This is a genomic window from Arthrobacter stackebrandtii, assembly GCF_017876675.1.
Classification (GTDB): domain Bacteria; phylum Actinomycetota; class Actinomycetes; order Actinomycetales; family Micrococcaceae; genus Specibacter; species Specibacter stackebrandtii.
On sequence record NZ_JAGIOI010000001.1, the window covers coordinates 2,425,718 to 2,450,434 of the forward strand.

At 64.9% G+C, this 24,717-nt stretch carries 21 protein-coding genes; 8 read left to right on the forward strand and 13 right to left on the reverse strand.

All coding sequences use genetic code 11. From position 1 onward, the window contains the following. The first annotated feature begins 2 nt into the window (after positions 1–2). Positions 3–1,142, forward strand: a complete 1,140-nt coding sequence (locus JOF48_RS10360) for a winged helix DNA-binding domain-containing protein (protein WP_209680406.1) — start codon at positions 3–5, stop codon at positions 1,140–1,142. Positions 1,143–1,223: 81 nt separating this feature from the next. Here JOF48_RS10360 and asd read toward each other — a convergent pair whose 3' ends face one another. From asd to JOF48_RS10420, 12 genes are all read right to left on the reverse strand, one after another. Next, positions 1,224–2,357, reverse strand: coding sequence for an aspartate-semialdehyde dehydrogenase (gene asd, locus JOF48_RS10365; protein ID WP_209680408.1), 1,134 nt, complete (start codon positions 2,355–2,357; stop codon positions 1,224–1,226). Positions 2,358–2,583: 226 nt separating this feature from the next. Further along, positions 2,584–3,042 carry a hypothetical protein gene (locus JOF48_RS10370; protein ID WP_209680410.1) on the reverse strand — a complete coding sequence of 153 codons (459 nt, stop codon included), beginning with the start codon at positions 3,040–3,042 and terminating at the stop codon, positions 2,584–2,586. Beyond that, positions 3,036–3,347, reverse strand: coding sequence for a hypothetical protein (locus JOF48_RS10375; protein ID WP_209680412.1), 312 nt, complete (start codon positions 3,345–3,347; stop codon positions 3,036–3,038). Before JOF48_RS10375 ends, JOF48_RS10370 begins: the two co-directional genes overlap by 7 nt. A gap of 110 nt (positions 3,348–3,457) precedes the next feature. Further along, positions 3,458–4,042 (reverse strand): dihydrofolate reductase, encoded by a 585-nt coding sequence (locus tag JOF48_RS10380; protein ID WP_281067969.1) that lies wholly within the window; start codon positions 4,040–4,042, stop codon positions 3,458–3,460. Continuing rightward, a complete protein-coding gene (locus JOF48_RS10385) occupies positions 4,039–4,857 on the reverse strand; it encodes a thymidylate synthase (RefSeq protein ID WP_342591214.1) in 819 nt (272 codons plus the stop codon). Before JOF48_RS10385 ends, JOF48_RS10380 begins: the two co-directional genes overlap by 4 nt. Before the next feature lie 9 nt (positions 4,858–4,866). Then, entirely contained in the window at positions 4,867–5,262 is a 396-nt protein-coding gene (locus JOF48_RS10390; protein WP_209680414.1) for a GntR family transcriptional regulator, read from the reverse strand. Between the two features lie 4 nt (positions 5,263–5,266). Continuing rightward, on the reverse strand, positions 5,267–6,931 hold the full coding sequence (locus tag JOF48_RS10395) for a hypothetical protein (protein ID WP_209680416.1): 1,665 nt from the start codon (positions 6,929–6,931) through the stop codon (positions 5,267–5,269). A 90-nt stretch (positions 6,932–7,021) separates the two neighbouring features. Beyond that, positions 7,022–8,038, reverse strand: coding sequence for an isopenicillin N synthase family dioxygenase (locus tag JOF48_RS10400; protein WP_209680418.1), 1,017 nt, complete (start codon positions 8,036–8,038; stop codon positions 7,022–7,024). Between the two features lie 141 nt (positions 8,039–8,179). Then, positions 8,180–9,145 carry an NUDIX hydrolase gene (locus JOF48_RS10405; protein WP_209680419.1) on the reverse strand — a complete coding sequence of 322 codons (966 nt, stop codon included), beginning with the start codon at positions 9,143–9,145 and terminating at the stop codon, positions 8,180–8,182. Next, positions 9,145–11,388, reverse strand: coding sequence for an RNA degradosome polyphosphate kinase (locus JOF48_RS10410; RefSeq protein WP_209680420.1), 2,244 nt, complete (start codon positions 11,386–11,388; stop codon positions 9,145–9,147). The genes JOF48_RS10405 and JOF48_RS10410 overlap by 1 nt, the downstream gene beginning before the upstream one ends. 72 nt (positions 11,389–11,460) lie before the next feature. Continuing rightward, positions 11,461–12,441, reverse strand: coding sequence for a mycothiol synthase (mshD, locus tag JOF48_RS10415; protein ID WP_209680421.1), 981 nt, complete (start codon positions 12,439–12,441; stop codon positions 11,461–11,463). Between the two features lie 318 nt (positions 12,442–12,759). Next, a complete protein-coding gene (locus JOF48_RS10420) occupies positions 12,760–13,458 on the reverse strand; it encodes a winged helix-turn-helix transcriptional regulator (protein ID WP_209680422.1) in 699 nt (232 codons plus the stop codon). Positions 13,459–13,604: 146 nt separating this feature from the next. Here JOF48_RS10420 and JOF48_RS10425 point away from each other — a divergent pair, with 146 nt between their 5' ends. The 5 genes from JOF48_RS10425 to JOF48_RS10445 all read left to right on the forward strand — a co-directional run bounded on the left by JOF48_RS10425 (position 13,605) and on the right by JOF48_RS10445 (position 18,812). Continuing rightward, positions 13,605–14,339 carry a permease gene (locus JOF48_RS10425; protein WP_209680423.1) on the forward strand — a complete coding sequence of 245 codons (735 nt, stop codon included), beginning with the start codon at positions 13,605–13,607 and terminating at the stop codon, positions 14,337–14,339. A 173-nt stretch (positions 14,340–14,512) separates the two neighbouring features. Then, positions 14,513–15,112, forward strand: a complete 600-nt coding sequence (locus JOF48_RS10430) for a nitrobindin family protein (RefSeq protein ID WP_209680424.1) — start codon at positions 14,513–14,515, stop codon at positions 15,110–15,112. Between the two features lie 205 nt (positions 15,113–15,317). Further along, a complete protein-coding gene (gene ygfZ / locus JOF48_RS10435; protein ID WP_209680426.1) occupies positions 15,318–16,415 on the forward strand; it encodes a CAF17-like 4Fe-4S cluster assembly/insertion protein YgfZ in 1,098 nt (365 codons plus the stop codon). Between the two features lie 270 nt (positions 16,416–16,685). Continuing rightward, positions 16,686–17,297 carry a PadR family transcriptional regulator gene (locus JOF48_RS10440; RefSeq protein WP_209680428.1) on the forward strand — a complete coding sequence of 204 codons (612 nt, stop codon included), beginning with the start codon at positions 16,686–16,688 and terminating at the stop codon, positions 17,295–17,297. 9 nt (positions 17,298–17,306) lie between these two features. Next, entirely contained in the window at positions 17,307–18,812 is a 1,506-nt protein-coding gene (locus JOF48_RS10445) for a DHA2 family efflux MFS transporter permease subunit (protein ID WP_209680430.1), read from the forward strand. Here JOF48_RS10445 and JOF48_RS10450 read toward each other — a convergent pair. Next, on the reverse strand, positions 18,751–19,482 hold the full coding sequence (locus JOF48_RS10450; RefSeq protein WP_209680432.1) for a GNAT family N-acetyltransferase: 732 nt from the start codon (positions 19,480–19,482) through the stop codon (positions 18,751–18,753). The two genes, JOF48_RS10445 and JOF48_RS10450, sit on opposite strands and share 62 nt — an antisense overlap. Positions 19,483–20,078: 596 nt before the next feature. Between JOF48_RS10450 and JOF48_RS10455 the strand changes: the two genes are divergently transcribed. Beyond that, positions 20,079–22,316 (forward strand): putative transposase, encoded by a 2,238-nt coding sequence (locus tag JOF48_RS10455; protein WP_209679124.1) that lies wholly within the window; start codon positions 20,079–20,081, stop codon positions 22,314–22,316. 52 nt (positions 22,317–22,368) lie between these two features. Continuing rightward, a complete protein-coding gene (locus JOF48_RS10460; protein WP_209680434.1) occupies positions 22,369–24,708 on the forward strand; it encodes a VWA domain-containing protein in 2,340 nt (779 codons plus the stop codon). The last annotated feature ends 9 nt before the right edge of the window (positions 24,709–24,717 follow it).

The window sequence follows — 24,717 nt, forward strand, 5'->3', positions numbered from 1 at the left end:
GCATGGCACATAACCCCACGCCCGCCACCATCGCCCGGCTCCGGCTCGCCGCGCAGGGAATCCTGCCGGCACTGCCCGCAACGTCCACCAGTCCCAGCCCGGGGCCGGTGGACGTTGTGCGTTCACTGACAGCACTGCAGGGCCAGGACTTCCCCGGCGCCCTGTGGTCGATCGGCCTGCGCTCCGGCAGCACCCGCACCGCCGTCGAGGCCGCCTTCAACCGCGGCGAGCTGGTCCGCTCCAACCCCCTCCGCGGCACCCTCCACGTCACCGTGGCCGAGGACCTCGGATGGGTGCTCTCGCTCACCGCCGAACGCATGCTGCAGGGCCAGGCAACGCGCCACCGCCAATTGGGAATTTCGACGGCGGACCTCGCCCAGGTGCGCACCATCTCCCTTGCGCTGTTGGAACAGTCGGGCGGCCGCACCACGCGTGAGGCATTGTTTGCTGCATTCGAGCTGGCGGGGCAGGGGACCAAGGCGCAGCGCGGCTACCACTTCCTGTTCCTGCTGTGCCTGGAGCAGACGCTCGTGCAGGGGCCCATGAACGGCAACAACCAGTTCTACGTCAGCTCGCAGGAATGGATCAAGAACCCGCGCACCCTGGACCGGCCGGATGCCCTCGCGGAACTGGCGCTGCGCTACTTCCGCAGCCACGGCCCGGCCACAGTCCAGGATTTCCAATGGTGGTCCAAGCTGACACGCAAGGACATCCGGGCAGGGCTGGACGCGGTGAAGGGGCAACTGGAAACGGTGGAGTGCAACGGCACTCAGTACTGGCTGGCCCCGGAAACAGCCGCGCTGCTCGGTGGCCCGGAGGACAAGAAGGCCCTCCCCGGCGCCCGCTCCGTGCTCCTGCTGCCGGGCTTCGACGAATACCTGTTGGGCTACACGGACAGGTCCGCGGCGCTGGCCCCGGAACACGCCCCGCTCACCGTGCCCGGCAATAACGGCATGTTCAAGGCCACGGTGGTCGCAGGCGGCCGGGTGGCCGGGACCTGGCGGAAGGCGCAAGGCACGGCCGACTGCGAAAGGCAGCTGGCCGGCGTCGTGCTTCCGGAGTTTTTCACGGAGCTGGGCCCCAACCAGCACAAGGCGCTGGACAAGGCGGCGAAGGCCTACGCGAAATTCCTGAACCCTTAAACGTCTATGACGCAGTAGTTGCAGCAAAAACACCGAAGTAAGCGTTTTCCAATGCAACTACTGCGTCATAGACGGGAAGGGTTAGAGCGTGCCGACCGCGATCTTCAGCATGCGGCGCAGCGGCTCCGCGGCACCCCAGAGGAGCTGGTCGCCCACGGTGAAGGCGCTGATGTATTCCGGGCCCATCTCCATCTTGCGGATGCGGCCCACGGGGACCTCCAGCGTGCCGGAGGCCGCCACGGGGGTGAGGTCTGCCATGGAGGCTTCCTTCGTGTTGGGCACCACCTTGGCCCATTCGTTGTCGTTGGCCAGCAGCGACTCGATCTCGGCGACGGACAGGTCCTCGCGCAGCTTCAGGGTCAGGGCCTGTGAGTGTGAACGCATGGCGCCGATGCGCACGCAGAGCCCGTCCATGATGACCCGGTTCTCGGCTGAGGTGCCCAGGATCTTGTTCGTCTCAACCCCGGCCTTCCACTCCTCGCGGGACTGGCCGTTGCCCAGGTCGGAGTCGATCCAGGGGATCAGGGACCCGGCCAGCGGAACGCCGAACTGCGCCGCGTCGATGCCTTCGCGCTGGTGTGCCAGCACCTTGCGGTCGATTTCCAGGATCGCGGATGCCGGGTTGTCGAGCTCGGAGGAGACCTCGGAGTTGAGCGTGCCGAACTGGTTCAGCAGCTCGCGCATGTGGCGGGCGCCGCCGCCGGAGGCAGCCTGGTATGTCATGGACGTGCCCCACTCGACCAGGCCGTTCTTGAACAATCCACCCAGGCCCATGAGCATGCAGGAGACGGTGCAGTTGCCGCCCACGTAGTCCTTCACGCCGCCCGCCAGCCCCGCATCAATGACGTCGCGGTTGATGGGGTCCAGCACAATGATCGAGTCGTCGTTCATGCGCAGCGTCGAGGCGGCGTCCATCCAGAGCCCGTCCCAGCCGCGGTTGCGCAGCTCGGTGTGAACGCGGGAGGTGTAGTCCCCGCCCTGCGCGGTCACAATAATGGGCAGCTTGGCCAACGTGTCGATGTCAAAGGCGTCTTCGAGCTTGCCGGTGTCGCCGCCGGTAATCGCCGGGGCAGCGCCGCCGGCGTTCGAGGTGGAGAAGAAGACGGGGTTGATATCGCCGAAGTCGCCTTCGTCCTGCATGCGCTGCATCAGGACGGAACCGACCATGCCGCGCCAGCCGACAAGGCCGACGGAAGGAACATTGTTATTGGTCATGTCCCCAGTTTAGTCGGCGGGGCAAATCGGCCGAAGTTCGTTTCACCCAATGAACAGGCACGACGCCGGTTGGCACCCTTGCGGCCCGGTCCGCCTTGGGCTGGCGGTGCTTCGTGCGGTGCACCCGTGCGGGCTCAGCCGACTGGCCGGGGGATGCCATGCTGACTGCGTACCTGGCAGCGGCCAGCCTTTCTGTCTGCCGCTGTTTTTTCACGCGCGCATCTCGCTACCTTCCGTTGGACGGACGGTCCCTGGTCCACTTGCTTTCAATGGTTTGTGAGGTTGGAGCCGGCAGGCCGCGCTTGCGGCGCAGGCCTACTGCACGCGATTCCTTCCGGGCCTGCCAAGCAAAGTAGCCGGCGAGTGGCAGGAGAATGAGGATGGGGGCGATCCACAGCCAGGGTGAAGGCGTGCCCGCGCTGGGAGACAGGCGCAGGGTGACCGAAACCGGAAGCCCCACCGTGAGGGCCACCAGGAGCCCCGCCATGACCCAGTTGCCGGCAGCCGAGGTGATGGGGCTACCGTAGGTCATGCGGGCCACACCGTATTCTTCCGGCAGGTAGCTGACCAACTCCCCGTTGACGGCCCGGACCAGCATGCGTTCCGTTTGCCCCGCCGCCACGGCTTGCTTGTGCCACGCTGTGGCTGCTGCGTCGCGGGAATCCTGTTGGGGATCGTTCACCATGCCTGGTCCTGCCTGATCTGCCGAATTGTCTCCAGCGCGTTGTCGTCGGAAAGCCCTGTAATCGCAGGGTTGTCCTGCAGATGTTTGTGCACGACTCCGAAGTTTCCCTCTGCTGCCGTGATTCCGGGCTTGTGAGCCATGGCAAACCAGGTGAGGCAGGCGTGCGGTTGCAGGATGACGGCATACTCGGGGGAGTCCACCGTGATCACATTGTCCGCCGCCAGCATCAGCTTTTGCGCGTTGCCGGAATAGTCCCGGGCCAGAGCCTGGAGGTCTTCAAGGTCGGCACCCAGCATGTCATTCATGGCGGCTCCGGTGCGGCAGGGGCAGGAAAGGTGGTGCAAGTCTGGACAAAAACCCAGCCTGTGCGGCGGCTCATGACGATGTGCCGTTCTCGCCATCGCCTGCCTGCCCCCTATTCGGGCGCCTCGAACTCGGTGTCGCCCTTGGCCCACATAGTGATGCGGTACTCGGTGCCGTTCTTGGAGGTATGCCAGCCCTCCAGCGGCGACGCGCCGCGGAACATCCACTCCGGGCCCAGCGCCGGTGCCTGCGTGTCGCCCGCGGCATCGGTGTTGATGACCGTCACCACGGCAACATTGCAGTCATCCATGGCCTGCTCAAAAATCTGCCCGCCGCCAATGACCCACACCTCGTTGCCGCCGGGGGAGAATTGGGCCTCCACGAGCGCCTGGTCCAAGGAGTCGAGTACGACGGCGCCTCTCGCCTCAGGCGTGGACCCCCACCCCTCCTGCCGCGTCACCACAATGTTGGTGCGGTTCGGCAGGGGGCGGAACTTGTCCGGAAATGAGTCCCACGTCTTGCGGCCCATGACCACGGGATGGCCGGTGGTCACGCGCTTGAAATGGGCCATGTCCTCGGGCAGGTGCCAGGGCATGCCGCCGTCTGCCCCGATGACGCCGGTGTTGGTCTGCGCCCAGATCATGCCCACGATGGGCTGGCTGAAGGTGTACGCGGGCAGGGACTCAGGGGTGCTCATACTGCGATCGGTGCCTTAATCGTGGGGTGGTGCTGGTAGTTGACGATCTCGAAGTCGTCGAAGCTGTAGTCAAAAATCGAGTCCGGCTTGCGGGTAAAACGCAGCCGCGGGTACGGGTACGGTTCCCGGGAAAGCTGCTCGGCCACCTGCGCCACGTGGTCGTCGTAAATGTGAACGTCGCCGCCGGTCCAGATGAATTCGCCCGGCTCCATGTCCAACTGCTGCGCCATCATCATGGTCAGCAGGGCGTACGAGGCAATGTTGAACGGCACGCCCAAAAACGTGTCGGCGGAGCGCTGGTACAACTGGCAGCTCAGCTTGCCCCGGCCGTCCTCGGTGGGGGCAACATAGAACTGGAAAAAGGCGTGGCACGGCGGCAGCGCCATGTTCTTCAGCTCGCCAACGTTCCAGGCCGAAACAATGTGGCGGCGCGAATCAGGGTTCTCCCGCAGCGACTCCATGACCTGGCTGATCTGGTCGATGTGCTCGCCGTCCGGCGTGGGCCACGAGCGCCACTGGACGCCATACACGGGACCCAGCTCGCCGGCGTCGTCCGCCCATTCATTCCAAATCTTGACGCCGTTTTCCTGCAGCCAGCGCACGTTGGAATCGCCGCGCAGGAACCACAGCAGCTCCATCGCGACCGACTTGAAGTGCACCCGCTTCGTGGTGATCAGCGGAAAACTCTCGCTCAGGTCGAAGCGCAGCTGGCGGCCAAAAACACTGCGCGTTCCTGTGCCGGTGCGGTCCGATTTCGCGGTGCCGTTCGCCAGCACGTCGCGCAGCATGTCCTCGTAGGGGGTCTCGATAGTCACGCCAACAGTCTACTTGCCGCGCTGGTTCAGGCGGCCCTGCAGCAGTGTGAGAAGCATCTTTGAATCCAGCCCGGCCTTTTCGCCCTCCACAATGAGATGCTCGACGGCGGCCATCACCCTGTGCGGTGGTTCAACAGCACCGGCTTTTGGCATGGTGGGCACTGACGCCGCCACAACGGTGCCCTGGCGCCGGTTTGTAACAACCAGCCCGGCCGCCTCGAGCTCCTTGTAGGCGCGCGCCACGGTGCCGGCGGCAACGCCGAGGTCTGCGGCGAGGCTGCGGACGGTGGGCAGGCGGGTGCCGGGCTGGAGCGCACCAACGGCGATCAGCGAGGAGATCTGGGATTGGACCTGTTCGTATGGCGGGGTCGCCGTTTCCAGGTCGATGAAAATCCGGGCGTCCATGGTGCTATTTGCTCATGCTTGGCTTGTTCGCATCCGGGACGTACATGTCCTCCGGCGTGTAGGCCCTGACCGGGAGGAACAAGACGATCGCGCCCAAGGCGAAACACAAAGCGGAAACGATGGACAGGTCGAGCTGCATGGCGGGCGGATGGCTGACGAGAGGCGGCGCGGCCATGGAAAATACGACTCCGGCCAAAGCGAACCAGCAGCTGGTGACTGTTCGGGCGATCCGAAACAGCGACCTGCGGCGCAGGGTTGCATCCAATGCCTCTGGCACGTTGTTCAGTTGCGGGCGGGCCAGGGCAAACCACATGGCCGCAAGCCCCGCCAGCAGGATGGCAGCAGCCAAAATGCACGGGACCACATATATTGCCCACGGTGCGGGGAAACCGTCCCACCTGCGGGGCGGCAGCGATGTTGAGGATGCCGCGGCATAGCCGATGGCCGCGGCCAGTCCGAGTGCGCTCAGGCCGAAACCACCATAGACCCACCTGGGCAGGGGCGCCTTCAACGGCGGCCGGCCTCCACTGCGCAATCTAACCGGTGCTCCATAGTTGCGGGCCAGAACCATCTCGAGGGCCAGATAAGCCAAAACCATGAAGGCCAGGGACAGGGCGATGGTGCCCATCCAGCCCAGCCAGTAGCGCAAGCCATACCCGAGCAGGACGCCGGCTGCAGCAGCCGGAACCAGAACAACGGCCGTGGAATCCATGAGCTTCGTGGCGCCGAAGCTGGCCTTGCCGGGACGGGCTGCCGCCGACAGCGAGGCTCCGGAATAAGGTGTGTCCGGCTGAAGGGCCGGAGGTTTCCAAAAGAACATCGTCACCAACACGGCCATGTTCACCAGTCCCAGCCAGTTTGTCCACGAGGTGTCGACGGAGGCGGGTGCGGGCTGTGCCAGGTAGTTCCCTGCGATGGCGGCCAGCCCGGACGCGACCGTGGCGGAAACGCGCAGCAGCCTGTTCATGCCGATGGCGCGCAGCGTCTTGTTCTGTTCGGGATTCAGGGCTTCGAGGGAGCGGCGAGAGGCAGTGAGCCGCATGACCAGCAAGGTGCCGGTGGCAAGAACCACGAGCGCCGCGCCCAGGACCGTAGCCAGCATCCACCCCGGGATGCGCCCGTCGAGGGGGAGGAGGGTCATTCCTTCCCCGGTCCGCCCGGCCGGACGTGCCGGGAATCCGGGGGCGCAGGCCAGGATGATCAAGACAATGGCAGTGGCCGCGAAGATGCAAAACACGCTCCATCCAAGCAGCGGCTGGACGTAGTCACGCACCTTGCGATACTCCAAGACCGCAACGCGCCTGGCGGACTTTGGGGCCGGCCAGGACAACTGGCCGATCAAGTGGACCAACAGGACCGCCACGACCGGACCAATGAGCCAGGAAACTGGAATCGTGGACCACGGGTCAACAGGGACAACAACATTCGGGGCCAAGGGATCGGACATTTGGTGGGGCGAATAGAGTCCCGCCCGGTTGGCACCTGCCAGGCTGCTGAAAGCCCATGCAATGAAGCCGGTCCAGAAGGCGTGCTTGCTGATGCGCTCGAGGGACTTCGATTCGGCCTTGTTCCACACGAACATGCGCAGGACCAGGTAGATCAGAACGGCGGCGCCAACTCCGCCTGTCCCCACGAGGACCAGCAGTTCCATCCAGTTCGGTGCAAGCATCTTTCCCCCAAGGCGCGATCATCTTTGTATCGAGTGTACGGTACAAAGGGTGTCGGTGGAATGAGGGTGCGGCTTCCTGCCGTTCGGGAATCAGGGTTTCAGCAGGTCCGGGTGCTGGGCGGCAACAACGTTCGGGTGGGCCCGCAGCCGGTAGCGCAGGGCATTGTCGCCGTAGGTTTCCAGGATCGGGCTGTTGGTGGGGTCGACCGAGAGCCCCCGCGCCTTTGCCTGGAATTCGGGGCTGGCGGCCAGCCGGGGCATGGTGGCATCCAGTGCGGGGTTGAAGAAGAACGGCAGCGAGATCCTGTCGGTGCCGCGGCGCGGTGAGATGACGCGGTGCAGGGTGGCCTTGAGGTAGCCGTTGGTGGCCAGTTCCAGCATCTCGCCGATGTTGACCACAAAGGTTCCGGGCACCTGTGGCGCGTCGATCCACGAGCCCTGGTACTCCACCTGGAGCCCGCCCTTGTCCGGTTCGACCAGCAATAGTGTGATGACGCCGCCGTCGCGGTGTGATCCCACGCCCTGGACGGGGTCGGGGTTGGATTCGCCCGGGTATCGGACGATCTTCAGCACGGGAAACGCCCGCTCGGCAAACGCGGCGTCGAAGGTGTCTTCCGGCGCGCCGAGGGAAACGGCCAGGGCCCGCAGCAGTTCCAGCGAGATGGAGCTGAGCCGCTCCGTCCACTCCGAAACGACGGCGCGCATCCCAGGCAGTCCCTCGGGCCAGAGGTTGGGGCCCTCCAGGCGCCAGTAGTCGGCGACGCCCTCACCGGCCGGAACGGCCTCCCGTTCCACGCCGATGTCGATTTGTTCACGCCAGTCGACGGCCCCGTCCGTCAGCTCGCCGCCCATTCGGGTGTAGCCGCGAAACTGCGGGCTGTGGATGTTCTCCACGGCAAGTTTTACGTCCTCCGGGAGCTCGAAGAAGCGGCGGGAGATGTCCAGCATCGCGTCGGTCAGTTCCTGCGGCACCCCGTGGCCGGACAGGTAGAGGAAGCCAACTTCGTGCATCGCATCCCGCAGGTCACTGCGGAACGCGGCAGCTTCCGCCGGCCCTGCACTGAGGCGGGAGAAGTCCAACACGGGCAGTGAATCGAGCGAAGCCATTGCATATATCCTTTGCGGCACCATTTCAAGCGAAAACCCTTATTCGCTTCAATGTTACGCATGGGGTGCCGGAACGGTCTCACAATATTGCGAAATGCTACGTGGGGCACAGCCGCCCGGGCCAGATTGCAGCGCCGGGGTTCAGTCCTCGTAGGGTTTGTGCTGCTCCAGCGCCACGATCCGGCCCGGATCGGCGAGGGAAACGTGGGCCACCAGCACCTCGCCGGGTGCCAGATGGGGATCGCTGAACGGCAGCAGGGCGCCCAAGTCCTCGGACATGTGGCCGCTGAGGGTCTCCAGCACGGTGGGCAGGACCGGCCGGTGCGTGCACAGGGCTGTGGCGCTGGTGCGGGTCAGCATTTTCTCCACGACGGCGGCCACCTTGGCCGGGTGCCGCTTGTGGTCCGCCTCGGTCAGCCACGGCACCACCTTCACCTTGGCCTTGGTGGCCTGGGCGTAGGGGGAGATGGTGGAGATGCAGCGCATCCACCCGCTGGTCTGGATGCGGGCGGGGTGCCAGGACATCAGCAGCCGCTGCAGGTACAGGGCCTGCCGCTTGCCGGTGGCGGCCAGCGGGCGTTCGCCCTCGGCCCGGGTCCATGAAGCGCGCGGCTTGGCCTTGGCATGGCGGATCACCAGCAGCGGCCAGGTTTCCAGCGTGCCGGCTTCATGGGCTGCAAGGAGCGCTTCCAGCGGTTCAATGTCTGAGGGGTTGGACAGCAGCCCCCGGGCCTTGTTGGGGCTGCACCAGACGGCCGCGTCAACCTCCTTGCCGTCCGGAATGGGAGGCATGTCATCCACCGCGGCCGCCCAGTAAAAGACTTCCTTCAAGCCGGGCTTGACGGCGTAGCGGATGGACGGCAGGGGGATGCCGAGGGTGATGGGCAGGCCCACTTCCTCATACACTTCACGCACGGCGCACTCAGCGAGGGTTTCGCCCTTGTCCAGCTTGCCCTTGGGCCAGGACCAGTCGTCGTAGCGCTGTCGGTGGATCAGGAGCAGTTCAAGTTTCTTTTTCTTGATCCGCCAGCACAGTGCGCCGGCGGCCTGGATTGAAACTTCCATGCCGTCGGCCACGCCATCTTCGAGATGCTCGGAATTGCGCATTAGCGGTGGATTGCGGATCCGGGCCGTGAACGGCTGGCCAGCAGCCAGGACTGGATGTCGAGCAAGGGGTTTCCTTCGTTGTCGAGATGGTGGCGTGCCCAGACGCCTTCGTTGTCGAGGTGCCAGCTGGCGGTGCCTGGGTCCAGGTACCGGTCCAGCAGCGAATTGACCTCGGCAATGTCCTCCTTGTTGGAGAGCTGCACCAGGGCCTCAACCCGGCGATCCAGGTTGCGGTGCATCATGTCGGCAGAGCCAATGTACACCACGGGCTCGCCCGCATTGGCGAAGGTGAAGACACGGGAGTGTTCCAGGAAGCGGCCCAGGATGGAACGCACCGTGATGTTTTCGCTTAGGCCTGGGACGCCGGGGCGCAGCGAGCAGATGCCGCGCACCACCACGCCCACCTCCACCCCGGCCTGGGAGGCGCGGTACAGGGAGTCGATGATGGCCTCGTCAACCATGGAGTTGACCTTGATGCGCACCCGCGCCGGCAGTCCTGCCCGCTTGTTGGCAATCTCGGCGTCGATGCGCTCAATCAGCCCGGAGCGCACGGAGCGGGGGGCCACCAGCAGGCGGTCGAACGAGGTCTTGGGCGCGTAGCCTGAGAGCTGGTTGAACAGCTTGGACAGGTCCTCGCCCACCTGGTTGTCGGCCGTCAGCAGTCCCAGGTCCTCGTAGTAGCGGGCCGTTCGCGGGTGGTAGTTTCCGGTGCCGATGTGGCAGTAGCGGCGCAGTCCGTCCTGCTCCTGGCGCACCACCAGGGACAGCTTGCAGTGGGTCTTCAGGCCCACAATTCCGTACACCACGTGCACGCCGGCCTGCTCCAGCTTCCGCGCCCAGGAAATGTTGGCCTGCTCGTCAAAGCGGGCCTTGATCTCCACCAGTGCCAGGACCTGCTTGCCGGCCTCGGCCGCATCAACCAGGGCGTCCACAATGGGGGAGTCGCCGGAGGTCCGGTACAGGGTCTGCTTGATGGCCCGCACCTTGGGGTCCGAGGCGGCCTGTTCAAGGAATGCCTGCACCGAGGTGGAGAAGGAGTCATACGGGTGGTGCAGCAAAATGTCACGGCGTCGCATGGCGGCAAAGACGTTCGCCGCCTTGGAGGTCTCAGAGGCGTTCAAATCGCGGGATGTGTGGGCCACGTGCTTGGGGAAGCGGAGGTCGGGCCGGTCGATGCCGCCCAAGATGGAGAGCCCGCGCAGGTCCAGCGGGGCCGGCAGCGAGTACACCTCGGTGTCCTCCACGTCGAGCTCGCGCACCAGCAGCGCCAGGATGCTGGGGTTGATGTCGGTGGCCACTTCGAGGCGGACGGGCGGGCCGAACTTGCGGCGCAGCAGTTCCTTCTCCAGTGCCTGCAGCAGGTTCTCGGCGTCGTCCTCTTCAACCTCAAGGTCCTCGTTGCGGGTGACGCGGAAGGTGTGGTGCTCCACAATCTCCATGCCCGGGAACAGCTGGTCCAGGTGCTCGGCGATGACCTCTTCGAGCGGGATGAAGCGGGCCACCCGCCCGGGGACCGTGCCGGCCCGGTTTCCGTCCAGCGCCAGCAGGCGCGGGAGCAGGTCCGGGACCTTGACGCGGGCAAAGAGTTCCTTGTCGCTGACGGGGTTGCGGACCACCACGGCCAAGTTCAGGGACAGTCCCGAGATATACGGGAAGGGGTGCGCGGGGTCCACGGCCAGCGGCGTCAGGATGGGGAAGATCTTCTCCGCGAACATCTGGGCCAGCTGCACCTTGGAGGGATCGTCCAGCTCGTCCCAGTGAACCAGGTGGAAGTGCTCGTACGCCAGGGCGGGGCGGATCTGGCTGGCAAACACATGGGCATGCCGTGACTGCAGCTCGTGCGCGGCCTCGCTGATCTGCTCCAGGACCTCCAGCGGGCTCAGCCCGGCGGGCGACGGCACAGCCAGGCCCGTGGCGATCCGCCGCTTCAGCCCGGCCACCCGGACCATGAAGAACTCATCCAGGTTGGAGGCAAAGATGGAGAGGAAGTTGACCCGTTCCAGCAGCGGCAGATCGGGGTCCTCTGCCAGTTCCAGCACGCGTGCATTGAAGGCGAGCCAGCTCAGCTCGCGGTCCAGGAAGCGGTCGGGGCTGATGTCGCCCTCGGGAATGAGCGTCGGTTCAAATTCGGGGATTTCAATCCGGTCCTGCGTGGCGCGTGAGGCCGGCACCTCGCCGGAAACAAAACGTTCCCGGCCGGTGGCCGCCAGCGTATTCACGGAACCCTTGTATTCGCGCTTCATCAACAAGTCCTCATCGTCGTCTAGTGCCTTTAAACAACCTTACAAGCCACAGCGGCTGCCGCGGCGCAGGGGTCAGGCGGAGACGGGCCCGTACATGACGTCCGAATCCCACTTGGTGAAGCCCAGCTTCCGGTACAGGGCCACGGCAGCCTCGTTGTCGGCATCCACGTAAAGCATGATGGCGCGCAGTCCGGCGTCCTGCAGGTGGTCCAGCCCCTGCCGGGTCAGCGTCCTGCCAAGACCCATGCCCTGCGCTGCCGGGGTCACGCCCACCACGTACACCTCGCCCATGGCTTCCTGTCCGGCCCGGCCCGGGTGCACCTTGGTCCAGTGGAAGCCCAGGATCTCGTCCCTGTCATTGACCGCGAGGAAGAATCCTGCCGGGTCAAACCAGGGCTCGGCCATGCGGGCCTGGAGGTCGGCCAGGGTCAGCTGGCCCTGCTCCGGGTGGTGGGCGAACGCCGCGGCATTGGCCGCCAACCAGGCGCCCTCGTCCTGGTGAGGGACAAATGTCCGCAGGCTCACGCCGTCGGGCACCTCATAAACGGCGGCCTCCCGGGATTCCAGGTCCGACGGCGCCTGCCGCACCAGGCGCATGCGCCACAGTTCGCGGATGGCCCGGTAGCCGTAGCTGGCGGCGAGGTCGGCGGCGGCTTCATGGTCGCCGTGGGACCAGGCCTTGATGCCCTGCAGGCCCCTGACTTCCACAAGCTTGTCGGCCAGGACGGCGCCAACCCCGTCATTGCGGTAGGCGGGATGGACAACGATCTCCAGGACGCCCTCATCACCGTTGAGCACCACCACGGCCACGCCGGCCAGGTCCTCGCCCACCGTGGGGGAGGCGTCTTCGGGTGCGTAGGTGAGCAGCACCAGGACGCTGTGCGGGCCGGCCTCCCTGGACTTCAGCTCCACCAGCGTCTGTTCGGAGAATGGCGGGTTGCCGTCGGCATCCTCGGCGGCGTCAATGACCGCCTGGATTTCCTGCAGGATCTCCGGGGAAGGGGCGCCGTTGATGACTGTGACCGGCCAGTTCTCAATATGTGCGGGGCTCATGACCACAGCCTAGTGGGCGGGCCCGGGACATTGCGAGAGGTGGCGCCGGTTTGCGCCGGGGTGCGCCCTTGGCATAGAGTCTGTGGAGCAGATCCGCGGAACTCCAGTTCCCGTGGGTTGGCGCTGGGGGGATGCACCAGTGGGGTGTCCTCGATACGTTCGACCCGTATGTCCTCCACTTTTTCAACCGGCCCGCAGAAACAGCGACCAGGCGAATTCCGCCTGATTTTCGTTCGTTTACTGCGGGCCGCTTGCGTTTAACGCAGCTTGGCCGCGGCGTTGCCCGACGGCGCCCGGCCCGCCGCCGGCGGCGGGCTGCTATGCGTCGGCGAGTTCGCCGTCGGGCGTCTTGGCAACGGACAGCAGGTAGCCCACGTTGCGCACAGTGCTGATCAGGTTCTCATGCTCGGCGCCGAGCTTGGCGCGCAGGCGGCGGACGTGGACATCAACCGTGCGCGTGCCTCCGTAGTAGTCGTAGCCCCACACCTCGTTGAGCAGCTGGGCGCGGGTGAACACGCGCCCCGGGTGCTGGGCCAGATACTTCAGCAGCTCAAATTCCTTGTACGTCAGGTTCAGCACCTCGCCGTGGACCCTGGCCGTGTAGCTGTCCTCGTCAATGGCGATGCCCGAGGCCTGGATCTCCTGATGGACGGTCTCCCCGGACTGCTCGGCACGGGTCAGCGCCAGCCGGATGCGGGCCTCCACCTCGGCCGGGCCGGCGGTGTCCAGGACAACGTCGTCGGCGGCCCATGAAGCGGACACCGCAGCCATGCCGCCCTCGGTCAGGACCAGAAGGAGGGGCACGCTGATGCCTGTGGCGCGCAGCAGCTGGGTGAGGGAACGCGAACCGGCCAGGTCCCTGCGGGCATCCACCATGATCAGGTCGGACGGCTTGGCTTCCAGCAGCGCGGTGGGCACGGCGGGGAGGATGTGGACGGTGTGGCTGAGAAGTTCCAGTGCAGGCAGGATTTCCACGGAACTTCCGCGGTCGTTGGTCAGCATGAGAATCTGCGACATGTCTTCCTAACAAAGCACTTCTAGATCGCGCATCTTTGAGCGGTGAACCGATGGCCGGCCCGTGAAACTGTGCGCTGCGACGATTTGCGACGCTCCAATTCAAGGGTGATCCACAGTGTACCGGCAGAATAAGGCAGGATTGATGTGTGAAGTCATCAACAGCCGGACTAATTGGAATCATCTCCGTTGCGCTCCTCGTGGCCGGGCACCATCTCGGCGACGCCTGGGCGGTGGCCATTACCATCGCGCTGGCCGTGGTTTTTGGCTATGGCTGGCCGCATTACCTCAACATTCCGGCGAAGAAAACGCTTGGCACCGTCCTGGCCCTGACCGGGGCAGCCGCGGCGCTGACCGCAGGCCTGACCACCAGCAGCGAATACCTGTCCTGGACGCCCATCTACCTGGCGCTGGGCTTCGGCGCCGTCATGGTCGTCCAGATCATCCGGGGCACGGGGCAGAAGAGGCGGCTCGAATCAACCCTCGGTGCCGGTGCCGGCGTGGCGATTGCGGGATTCGCCTGCGGTTGGGTGGCGTCCAACAGGTTCCTTGGCGACCCCGGCATGAGCTACATCGTGGCCATCAGCGCGGTCGTGGCGCTCCTGGCCGGCATGCTCAACTGGCCGGACAGGGTGGTGGGCCCGCTCGCCGTCGTCCTGGCCGGGCTGGCAGGGCCGCTGGCCGCCCTGCTGTTTTCCGACGTCCGCATTCTCACCTCCGCCATCCTGGGCCTGCTCGTGGGTGCTGTCATCGCCGCGTACCGGCGCCTGCGCACCCTGACGGGCCCGGCGAAGTCCATGACAGGCCGGATCGCGGCGGCCCTGGCACCGATACTCTCCCTCGGCGCCCTGGTGTATTTCGTGGAGAAACTGATCCTCAGCTGAGGCCCGCGCCGCGCCCGTCGGAAAGCGTGCGGTGGACATTGTAGGATGGCAGCATGAGCGTACTTGCCTTTGAAATCTTCTTCATCTGTCTTCTGGCGCTGGCCGGCGTGGCCATGGCCTGGTTTGCCGGGCTGGTGGTGTGGCGTCTCTTCAAGGGCCAGCAGTAACCTGCCATGGCTATTGAGATCCCCACAGACCTGACCCCCGAGCTGGTCCCCCTGTCCTGGCTGCTTGGCACTTGGACCGGCACCGGACGCCTCGGCGCCGGCGAGTCTGAGGACGAGCACTTTACCCAGACGGTGACCTTCAAGGCCAACGGCCTGCCGTACCTGCAATACACGGCGGAGTCGTGGCTGAGCGACGAAGAGGGCACCATCCTGCGCCCGCTGTCCGTCGAGACCGGGTTCTGGCAGCTGGACCGCAAGCTCAATGATTCCGACGGGGGCCCCGGCCTGATCCCGGCCGAAATCGTCCCCGCACTGCGCACCGCAGAGGACGTCGAGGCATTGCGCAACGCCGACGGAGGCTTCGACATCATGGCGAACATCGTCCACCCCGGCGGCATCTCCGAGCTGTACTACGGCTCCATCAAGGGCCCGCAGATCCAGCTTTCCACCGACGCCGTCATGCGCGGTGCCGGCTCCAAGGACTACACCGCCGCGACCCGCATCTTTGGGCTCGTCAACGGCGACCTCTACTGGCGCTGGGACGTTGCCGCGGACGGCAATGCGCTGGACGCCCACGCCTCGGCCGCGCTGCGCAAGGTCGCCTAGCACCCAGTTCGGAAGCTGACCCGCAGGCGACGCCGGGAACCGCGGTTTTTTCGCGCGTTTCCGCCGGTTTCTGCGGGTCGGTCCTGTTTAAGGGTTTTGATCAAGCACGACGCCGGCCCTCGCGCCTGCCGCTGTTGCCCGCACCAGCGTGGGCGCCCGGCGGGCACCTTGGAATAGGCCGCCAATAGAAGGAGTTGCACCCGTTATGAGCTATTTGAGTCCTTTCCTTAACCGTTCCGGTGCCGTGCAGGCAGGCGGCCTCGACGCCGGGGTTGCCGCCCACTACGGGGATCCGAACAAGGAGCAGCGCCTGCTGGCCGGCTACCTCGGGAAGCCGGCAAGCGCCGTCGTCGACCTCTCCCACCGCGGCGTGGTGACGGTGGCGGGGCCGGACAGGCTCAGCTGGCTCAACACGCTATCCTCGCAGGACGTCACCAACTTGGCACCACGCGTGGGTACGGAACTGCTGCTGCTCACAGTCCAGGGGCGCATCGAATTTGACGCCCGCGTCGTGGACGACGGCGAAACCACCTGGCTCATCGTGGAAGCGGAGGAGGCCGCACCGCTGGCCGACTGGCTGAACCGGATGAAGTTCATGCTGCGCGTTGAGATTGCGGACGTTTCCGCGGACTGGGCGGTTGTTGGCTCCGTCGTGGACATCCCCGAATGGGCCGAACTCCTGGCCTGGGTCGACCCGTGGCCGCACCTAGGCGCCGGCGGCTACAGCTACTCCGCAATTCCGGAGGAGCAGCATCCCGGCCTGGAGCGGCCGTGGCGTGAATACCTGGTCCCGGCCGTGGACCTGGAAAAGACCGTAGGGGACCGCCCGCTGGCCGGCGTCTGGGCGGCGGAGGCCCTGCGCCTGGCTGCCTGGCGGCCCCGCCGCGGGGCAGAGACGGATGAGAAGACCATCCCACACGAACTCGACCTGCTGCGCACCGCCGTCCACCTGGACAAGGGCTGCTACAAGGGCCAGGAAACCATCGCCCGGGTGCACAACCTGGGCCGCCCGCCCCGCCGGCTCGTGTTCCTGCAGCTGGACGGCTCGCTTCACACGCTGCCGGCGCCCGGCAGCAGCGTGGTGCTTGAGGACCGCACGGTGGGAACCGTGACCTCGGCTGCCCAGCATTTTGAAATGGGGCCCATCGCGCTGGCGCTCATCAAGCGTTCCGTTGACCCGGACGCCGTGTTGATGGTGGACGACGACGGCGAAATGTACCCTGCCAACCAGGAAATCATCGTGGCCACCGACGCCGGCCAGGTGGTGGGGCGCCAGACAGGCTTCCTGCGCGCACCACGGTAGTACCCGGTTCCTCCCCAATTTGGCTCGCGTGCGGGCCAAATTGGGCCCCTCGGGGCGGGGCAGCCGCTGGCGCCCGGCCGTTGGCTCCCTCGGGGGTGTGGGCCCACACCTAAATATTGTTGCCATGTGAAACCAGTCTCAGAAAGAGCCAATGTCTGGGCATCAGCTATTCCACGTGGAATACTTCATGTGGAATAGCGCCCGGCCTGGACTGTGATCCCGGCACGGGACATCGCAAGGAACGGCACCCAAGAGCAGGAAGGAGCGGTCGTGGCACATGCACCAAAGCTTTCCGCCCTGGCAATGGCGGCACTGGGCCTCTTGGCGGAACGGGACATGCACCCCTACGAGATGTACCAGGTGCTGGTGCACCGCCATGAGGACAGGCTGTTGAAGGTACGCCCCGGCACGCTCTACCACGCGGTGGGAAGGCTGGCCGATTCCGGGCTGGTCGAGGCCACAGGCACCGTCAAGGACGGCAACCGCCCGGAGCGAACCAACTATGCCATCCTGCCCGCCGGACGGGAGCGGCTGAACGCCGCGCTGCGTCAGCTGCTCGCGGAACCCGTCGAGGAGTATCCCCGTTTCCCGCAGGCACTCTCGGAGGCGCACAACCTGCCGCCCGGCGAGGTGGTTGAGCTCCTGGACCGGCGCCTCGCCGCACTGGCCGAGGAGCTGGCCGATCTGGACAGCCACGGCAGGACGGCCCAGTCCCGCAACGTACCCGAGTTCCTGTGGATTGACGTGGGCTACAAACAGCACCTGCTGCGCGCAGAAATGGCGTGGCTGCAGGACCTCAACGCCCGGATCGCCGACGGCTCCCTGCCGTGGGTCTTCGCGGCCGCCGAGAAGCAAAAACTGATCGAATCTTTTCAACCGTAAGGATCACCCATGGAAACCGTGGCAAAACCGTGGCCCGCATTATGGGCGCTTGTTCTGGGATTCTTCATGATCCTCGTGGATTCAACCATTGTTTCGGTGGCGAATCCCAAGATCATGGAAGGGCTCCACACCGACATCAACTCCGTCATTTGGGTGACGAGCGCCTATCTGCTGGCCTACGCCGTGCCGCTGCTGGTCACCGGGCGGCTGGGTGACAAATACGGGCCCAAGAACCTCTACCTCGTCGGCCTGACGGTCTTCACCCTGGCCTCACTCTGGTGCGGGTTCTCCGGCGACGTCGGCACCTTGATCCTGGCCCGCGTGGTCCAGGGCCTCGGTGCCGCCATGATGACGCCGCAGACCATGGCCATCATCACCCGCATCTTTGCCCCGGACAAGCGAGGCCCGGCCATGGGACTGTGGGGCGCCACCGCCGGTGTCGCCATGCTCGTCGGCCCCATCATGGGCGGTGTCCTCGTTGACGGACTGGGCTGGGAATGGATCTTCTTCGTCAACGTCCCCGTGGGAATCCTCGCCTTTGTCCTGGCCTGGCGCCTGGTCCCCAAGCTGAAGACCCACGAGCACAAGTTCGACCTGCTCGGTGTTGCCCTCAGCTCCGCAGGCCTGTTCCTTTTGGTCTTCGGCATCCAGGAAGGTGCCACCTACGACTGGGGAACCATTGCCGGACCCCTCAGCGTGTGGTCAATGATCATCGCCGGCATCGTCCTGCTCGTCGCCTTCGTCGGCTGGCAGGCAGTCAACAAGGGCGAGCCGCTGCTGCCGCTGCACCTGTTCAAGGTCCGCAACTTCTCCCTGGCCAACATTGCCATCACCACCATGGGCTTCAGCGTCACCGCGATGAGCCTGCCGCTGTTCTTCTACTACCAGCTGGTCCGCGGCATGACGCCCACGCAATCGGCGCTCATGATGGTTCCTATGGCCTTGTTCTCCGGTATCCTGGCGCCGTTTGTCGGCAAGCTGGTCGACGCCGTCAATCCCCGCTATGTGGCCTGTACCGGTTTTGTGCTGATGTCGATTTCGCTCGCGTGGACCGCCTCACTCATGGGGCCGGACACCGCCATTTGGCTGTTCCTGCTTCCCAGCGGGCTGCTGGGCATTGCCAGCGCCGGGATTTGGGCGCCGCTATCGACGACGGCCACCCGCAACCTTGGGCCGCGCGAGGCCGGTGCTGGGGCAGGGGTGTACAACACTACGCGGCAGATTGGTTCGGTCCTTGGCAGTGCGGCTATCGCGGCCCTGATCTCCGCCCGCCTGGCCGCCGAGATGCCGGCAGGGGCCGAAGGGGGCGTCTCTGGCGCATCCGGGCAGCTGCCCGAATTCCTCCATGCGGGCTTCTCCACGGCCATGGCGCAGTCCACGATGCTGCCGGCAGCCGCCGTGCTGCTGGGCGCTGCCGTGGCAATCTTCTTTGCCAAGCCACGCGACGTGAAGGCTATTTACGCGTACTTTGACGGTTCTGCAGAGAAATCCGAGTCAGAAGCCCTGTCACAGTAAACCCCGTAGAAACTGCCAGCCGGTGGGCGGCGGCATTGTTGATGTCGGCCTGCCACTGGACAATCAACCCGGCGGCCAGGGCCTCATGGGCCGCTATGCTCGTTGCGAGGCCGCCCAGGCCCCGGCGCCGGGAAGCGGGCGGCACCAGTGTGCCCAGCTGCGCCAGCAGCCCCTGGTACTCGGCGTAGGCACTGCAGGCGAGCGGTCCGGCGTCGGGCGTGCCTGAATCCATGACCGTGAACTTGTGTTCCCGGTCCATGAGAAACGCATCATGGACATCGTCCGGCGGGCACAGCGCCTCCAGAGCCGCAGCCTCCGCGGCCCCGGTCGATACATGGACGGTGTGCGCGGGCTGGTGCAGTTCGAGCTCGTCGGCGTGGTAGAGGGCCTGCGTGCCCAGCCCCCGGCCGCCGTCGGACTTGGTCAAGCCCAGCATGGTGGCATGGTTGCCCAGCTCGTCGTCGTCAAATTCCCCGGCGGCCGCGATGAGGTGGGCCGGGCCGGTCAGGACGGATCGGTCTCCCAGCCGAAGGAATGTCAGTTCGGGTGAATCGACTTCATGGGTGAGCCTGCCGTTGCGGGTCTCCGACACAAGCGAATCAGCAGGCAGCCCGAGTCCCCGCTCCCAGGCGAGAAGAACAATGGGCGCGGAGCCCTGGTCAAAGGTCATTGTTCAACGCTAACGCCCCGCAGCACTAAATGCTGCGGGGCGTACTTTTTTGCCCGAATGAAGTGGTTGTCCACATTGCGGACAACTTTTCGAGTGTTTCCGGCGCCACTCGAAATGTCTGGCGTGAGCTGGCTCATAAACAGAGTGGCTTCACAAGAATTTTCGAGTGGATGGTGCCCAAAAAGAGGGGTGTCTGCCACTCGCGTCCCGGTGGCCGTGCCTCCCTAATGGTGTTGATGCGCACCTCTGCGCCTACAAACATTTCTCTGGGGGAGTTGTTATGCGTTTATCCACGCCTGTCCGACGCCGGCACCGAAGCCGGTCTCAAACCGAGAGGGCTGGGACCTCCGTACGGTTGCGCCTGGCCGCCGGTTTGGTGGGCCTGGCAATGGCGGGAAGCCTGGGCATTGGCTCCATTGCTTCCGCACAGGCGGAGGAAGCTGCCCCCAGGCCTCCGGACATGGTCAGTGCGCGGTTTTTGTAGTTTGTTGAATTGCCGCGGTTCTTATGTTGGTTCGGGCTGTTAATTCCACGCCTGTTGTGAGATAATAAAGGCGTGATGATTTCTTGTGTGGGTGGGTGAAACAATGGTTTCAATGACTACCCAAACCGCCCTTCCCGTACTTCCGGACCTTGGCGCTGTGCTCATGGGCGAGCGTGCGGCCCTGCTGGAAAACGCCTCTGGTGGCAAGGTCTTCATTAACGGGCAGCTGGCCTATGTGTGGGGTGCGGGCCAGGACGGTCTGCGCCGGTTGGCGGCCTCTCAACTGGTCGATACCGGTGCCGCCCAGGTCAACGAGGTCGCCGCAGCTTTCGGCGTCAACACGGAGTCGTTGCGGCGCTGGCGCAAGTCCCTTGAAGGCACTGGCCTGATGGGCCTGGCACCGGTAAAGAAGGGACCCAAACGCCCCTCCCTGCTCACGGAAGCCAAAGCAGCAGAAATTCGTGCTATTCGTGCCGGCGGTTTGAGCCTGCGGGCCACCGCTGAAGCGACGGGGGTTTCCACCGACACGGTCCGGCGCGCCATGGCCATGACCACCACGGCAGAAGCACCGACCACTGATGCTGCCCACGATTCTCTGGTACCCCTTGAAGCAGCGGGGCAGCGTGCACTGCCGCTCTTACCAGCCCCGGTGGCCCGCGATGCCGAGCGGGCCGCTGCCGGCCTGCTCGAGGCTGCAGCGCCTTTGTTTGCCCCGGCCGCCAACGTTCGCCACGCCGGCTTGTTCCTGGCCTTCCCCGCACTGGAATCCACCGGTCTGATCAGCTGTGCGAAAGAGGTGTACGGGGCGTTGCCGAATGGTTTCTACGGCCTCGAGACCGTCCTGATTGATAGCGTGCTGCGAGCACTGGCCGGGGAATCTAGGGCTGAGGGCGCGACGCGCTTTGACCCGGGTGAGCTCGGGCGGGTGTTGGGGTTGGATCGGGCCCCGGAAGTAAAAACCATCCGCCGCCGGATCAGCCAACTCGCCGAAACCGGCAAGGCCGGGGAACTGATTGCCGCCCTGGCCAAACACCATCTGACAGGCACCGGGCCTGGCGGGGAGGACCTGGCTGCGGTGCTTTATGTTGACGGGCACGTGCGCGCCTATCAAGGCACGAAAAAGATTGGGAAGATCTACTCCACGAGGCTCAAGTTCCCAGTCCCGGCGACCGAAGAAACCTGGGTCACCGACGCCCATGGTTCACCGGTCTTCGTTGTCATGGCCGCACCCGGCGCGTCCCTGGCCGCCGAACTGCGCGACCTCCTGCCCGAGCTGCGCACAGCCGTTGGGGATGACCGGCGCGTGTTGGTCGGCTTCGACCGCGGCGGCTGGTCACCGGCATTGTTCAAGCACATGGACTCAGCCGGTTTTGATGTGTTGACCTGGCGCAAAGGCGTTACGGAGGACATCAGCGAAGATCTCTTCACAGAGGTCACGCACACCGACGACCACGGGCAGAGACGCAAATGGTCGGTGGCGGACACGCTCGTTGATCTGCCCCTGGCAACGACCAAGACCAGCGGTGAAGTCTTCACGATCCGGCAGATCAGCAGGGTCGTGGGCACCACCGGTGACGGGAGCAGGCAAATCCATATCCTCACCACCGACCGGACCATGAGTGCCGGGGAGGTTGTGTATCGCATGGGCAATAGGTGGAGGCAGGAAAATCAGTTCCGCTACGCCCGGATGCACTTCGATCTTGACTCCCACGATTCCTACACCAGCACCGGTGACGATGAGGAGCGGATGGTGCCGAACCCTGCCAAGGCCAAGGCGTACCAAAAAGTCGTTGCCGCCCGGAATGCTCATGCCGAGGCCGCTGCGATCGCCGAGACGAACCTGATGGCGCTGAAAACCCCGGCAGAAGGCTCCACGGAACTGGCTGTCACGGTCACCAGCGCCATGCACAACCAGGCCATGGCACCGCTCTGGGAAGCAGAAACGGCGCTGATCGCGGCCGAGAAGGCTCACAAAGCCATTCCGGCAAAACTCCGTCTCGGGGAACTGAACCCGGGCCAGCAAGTCCTGGATACCGAGGTCAAGCTCATCCATACCGGCATCCGCATGGCCGCCTACAACACCGCGATGACCATCGCCCGCGAGATCCGCACCAACACCGGCTACCGGCGCGCCAGCCAGGAAGCCCACGCCCTCATGCGTCAGATATTCAACCAGCCCGGCGACATCGACACCACCAAGCCCGGCCTCCTCACCATCACCCTGGACCCGCTACCCACCAAGGCCAAAACCGCGGCCGCCGCCCAACTATGCGAGCACCTAAACAGCGCCGAAACTCGCTACCCCAGCACCGAGCTCATCCTGCGCTACAAAATCAAGAACACCACCTAGCACCCCACAGCAATTACCTCACCATGACCGGAGCCCTGGCCCCTGGACTGGCGTGGCCGCCACGGAAGCCGGCACCGAATCCCCTGAGTTGGCAGATGCAGCCACAGATGCCAACCCGCCGGCCGCCGGCGGGGATGCAGCTCCTGTTGAGGTCCCTTCAGACGCCGGGGAGGCCACGGACGGCGAGGATGCTGCCCCTGCCGGTCCGGTCGCCGATGCCCCGGCCGCCGAGGAAGGCGTTGACGATCCCGCAGCACAGCAGCCCGAGGGTGAAGAGGCCGCCGGCGAGGATCCGAGCGGTCCGGCCGTGTTGGACCTGGATGCCCCCAGCAGCCAGAGGTTCGCAGCCGCGGCTGCCCGGAGCAACCCGGTGCTTCCCAACAAATGTGGTTTGAACATCGCCGTGGTCCTGGACCTTTCCAACTCGCTGTCGAATTCAGAGGTCACGGCGTCGAAGAACGCGGCCAAGAGTGTTGTGGACACCCTGGCCGGCACGCCGTCGTCGGTGGGCGTCTACACGTTTGGCACGTTCGCCCCGGACGGGACCAACGCATCCATTGCAAAGACTTCGCTGTCCACGTCAAGCGATGCTGATTCCGTAAAAACCAAAATTGGAAACATCAAGCGTGTTCCCGAAAGCGTCGGTGGAACGAACTGGGATGCGGCACTGCGCCAGATTCCCTCGGCCCAATATGACATAGCCCTGTTTGTCACCGACGGCAACCCCACTGCCTACGGGACACCGGGAACCGGGGGCAATTCCGACTACGGATCCGCGTTTGACTCCATCGACCTGACAAGAGCTGTTACTGCAGCGGACGCCTTGAAAACTTCCGGAACTTTCGTCATGGGCCTCGGCGTCGGCAGTGACCTGAACATTTCCAACATCAAGGCGATATCCGGCGATGTGTCGGGGACCGACTATTTCAAGATTGACAACTACGACAAGCTGACGGCCAAGCTCAGTGAAATTGCCTTGAAGAACTGCCAGGGAACCGTCAGCATCGTGAAGCAGGTGCGGGACCTGGACGGGACACTCGTGCCGGCAGCCGGCTGGACCTTCAACGGCCGGGAGGCAGACAATGTTTCACCCTCCAGCGCCGTCACCGGCAGCAATGGCGCCGTGAACTTCAAGGTCAACAACCTTCAGGCTGCCGGCCGGACCGTTCAATTCGCGGAACTGCAACAGGCCGGACATGCGCTGGAAAAGCAAAATGGCGTCAATGCCAAGTGCACGAACAACTCCACGGGCAAGGCCATATCCGCCGTCAACGCAGGGGACCTCGGGTTTTCGGTGTCTGTAAAGCGGGCCGACGCCATCAGCTGCACAGTCATCAACGCCAAGATCCCCGTACAGGTCAAGGTCACGAAGACCTGGGTCAACGCCGTCGATGGCGACAAGGCAAGCTTCACCGCGAACGCCAAGACAGGAACCTCCGCAGCTCCGGCGAAGGGTGATGTCCTCACGGCCTCCTTCGCCCAGGGGACCACCGTAGTGGTCGAAGAAATCCTGGCATCCAGCAACAAGGGTGTTTACACCACCGCCCTCCAGTGCACCGACACCACAGGAACAACCGTGACCGAGGGAACGCTGACTGGCAGCTTTGTCCTTGGTGCCAATAGCGTCACCTGTGCGTACACCAACACGAACACCGTGGCCACCGTGGCCGTCGAGAAGAAGTGGATCGTAGACGGCATCTCCTACAACAACGGAGACCAGCCCGACGGCATCTCTGCCGCACTGTCCCTCACCGAACCGGTTGCAGGAGGCGCCCTCGCCCAGAAGTGGGCGGAAACGCGCAGCGGATACGCCGCCGGCGGCACCGTGACCATTGCGGAGACAACGGCCTTCGAACCCGGGATGAACTGTGAGCTCACCGGGGCGGCCGTCACACTTGCCAACGAGACAAAGGCGTCGGAACCCGTCCCCTACGTTGCCACCGTGGCCGCCGGTGCCAACACGTACACCATCACCAACACCGTCACCTGCAAAACCCAGCTGACACTGCTGAAGTTCATCGACGGCAGCAACGGCGGAACCCTGGTTCCCGGCGACTTCACCCTGACGGCAACGCCGGACACAGGTGATGCCTTGGACGTTGACGGTGCAGATGCTGTGGGCGTGGAGAACACGATCGGGGTGGCAGCCGGAACGAACTACACCATCAGCGAGTCAAGCGCACTCAATACCGCGTACCTGCAGCTGAGCCTGCAGCGCTACACCGGCACCATCAACCCCGACGGCAGTCTTGCCGACTCCGGGGCCTGGGCTGATGCAGCCTCACCGACAATCGCCGTCGCCACCGGCCACCACGAGGTTTACCGCTTCGTCAACGCCAGTGCCCCGGCCATGACACTTCCGCTCACCGGCGGCACCGGTTCGATCGCCTAACTGTTGATT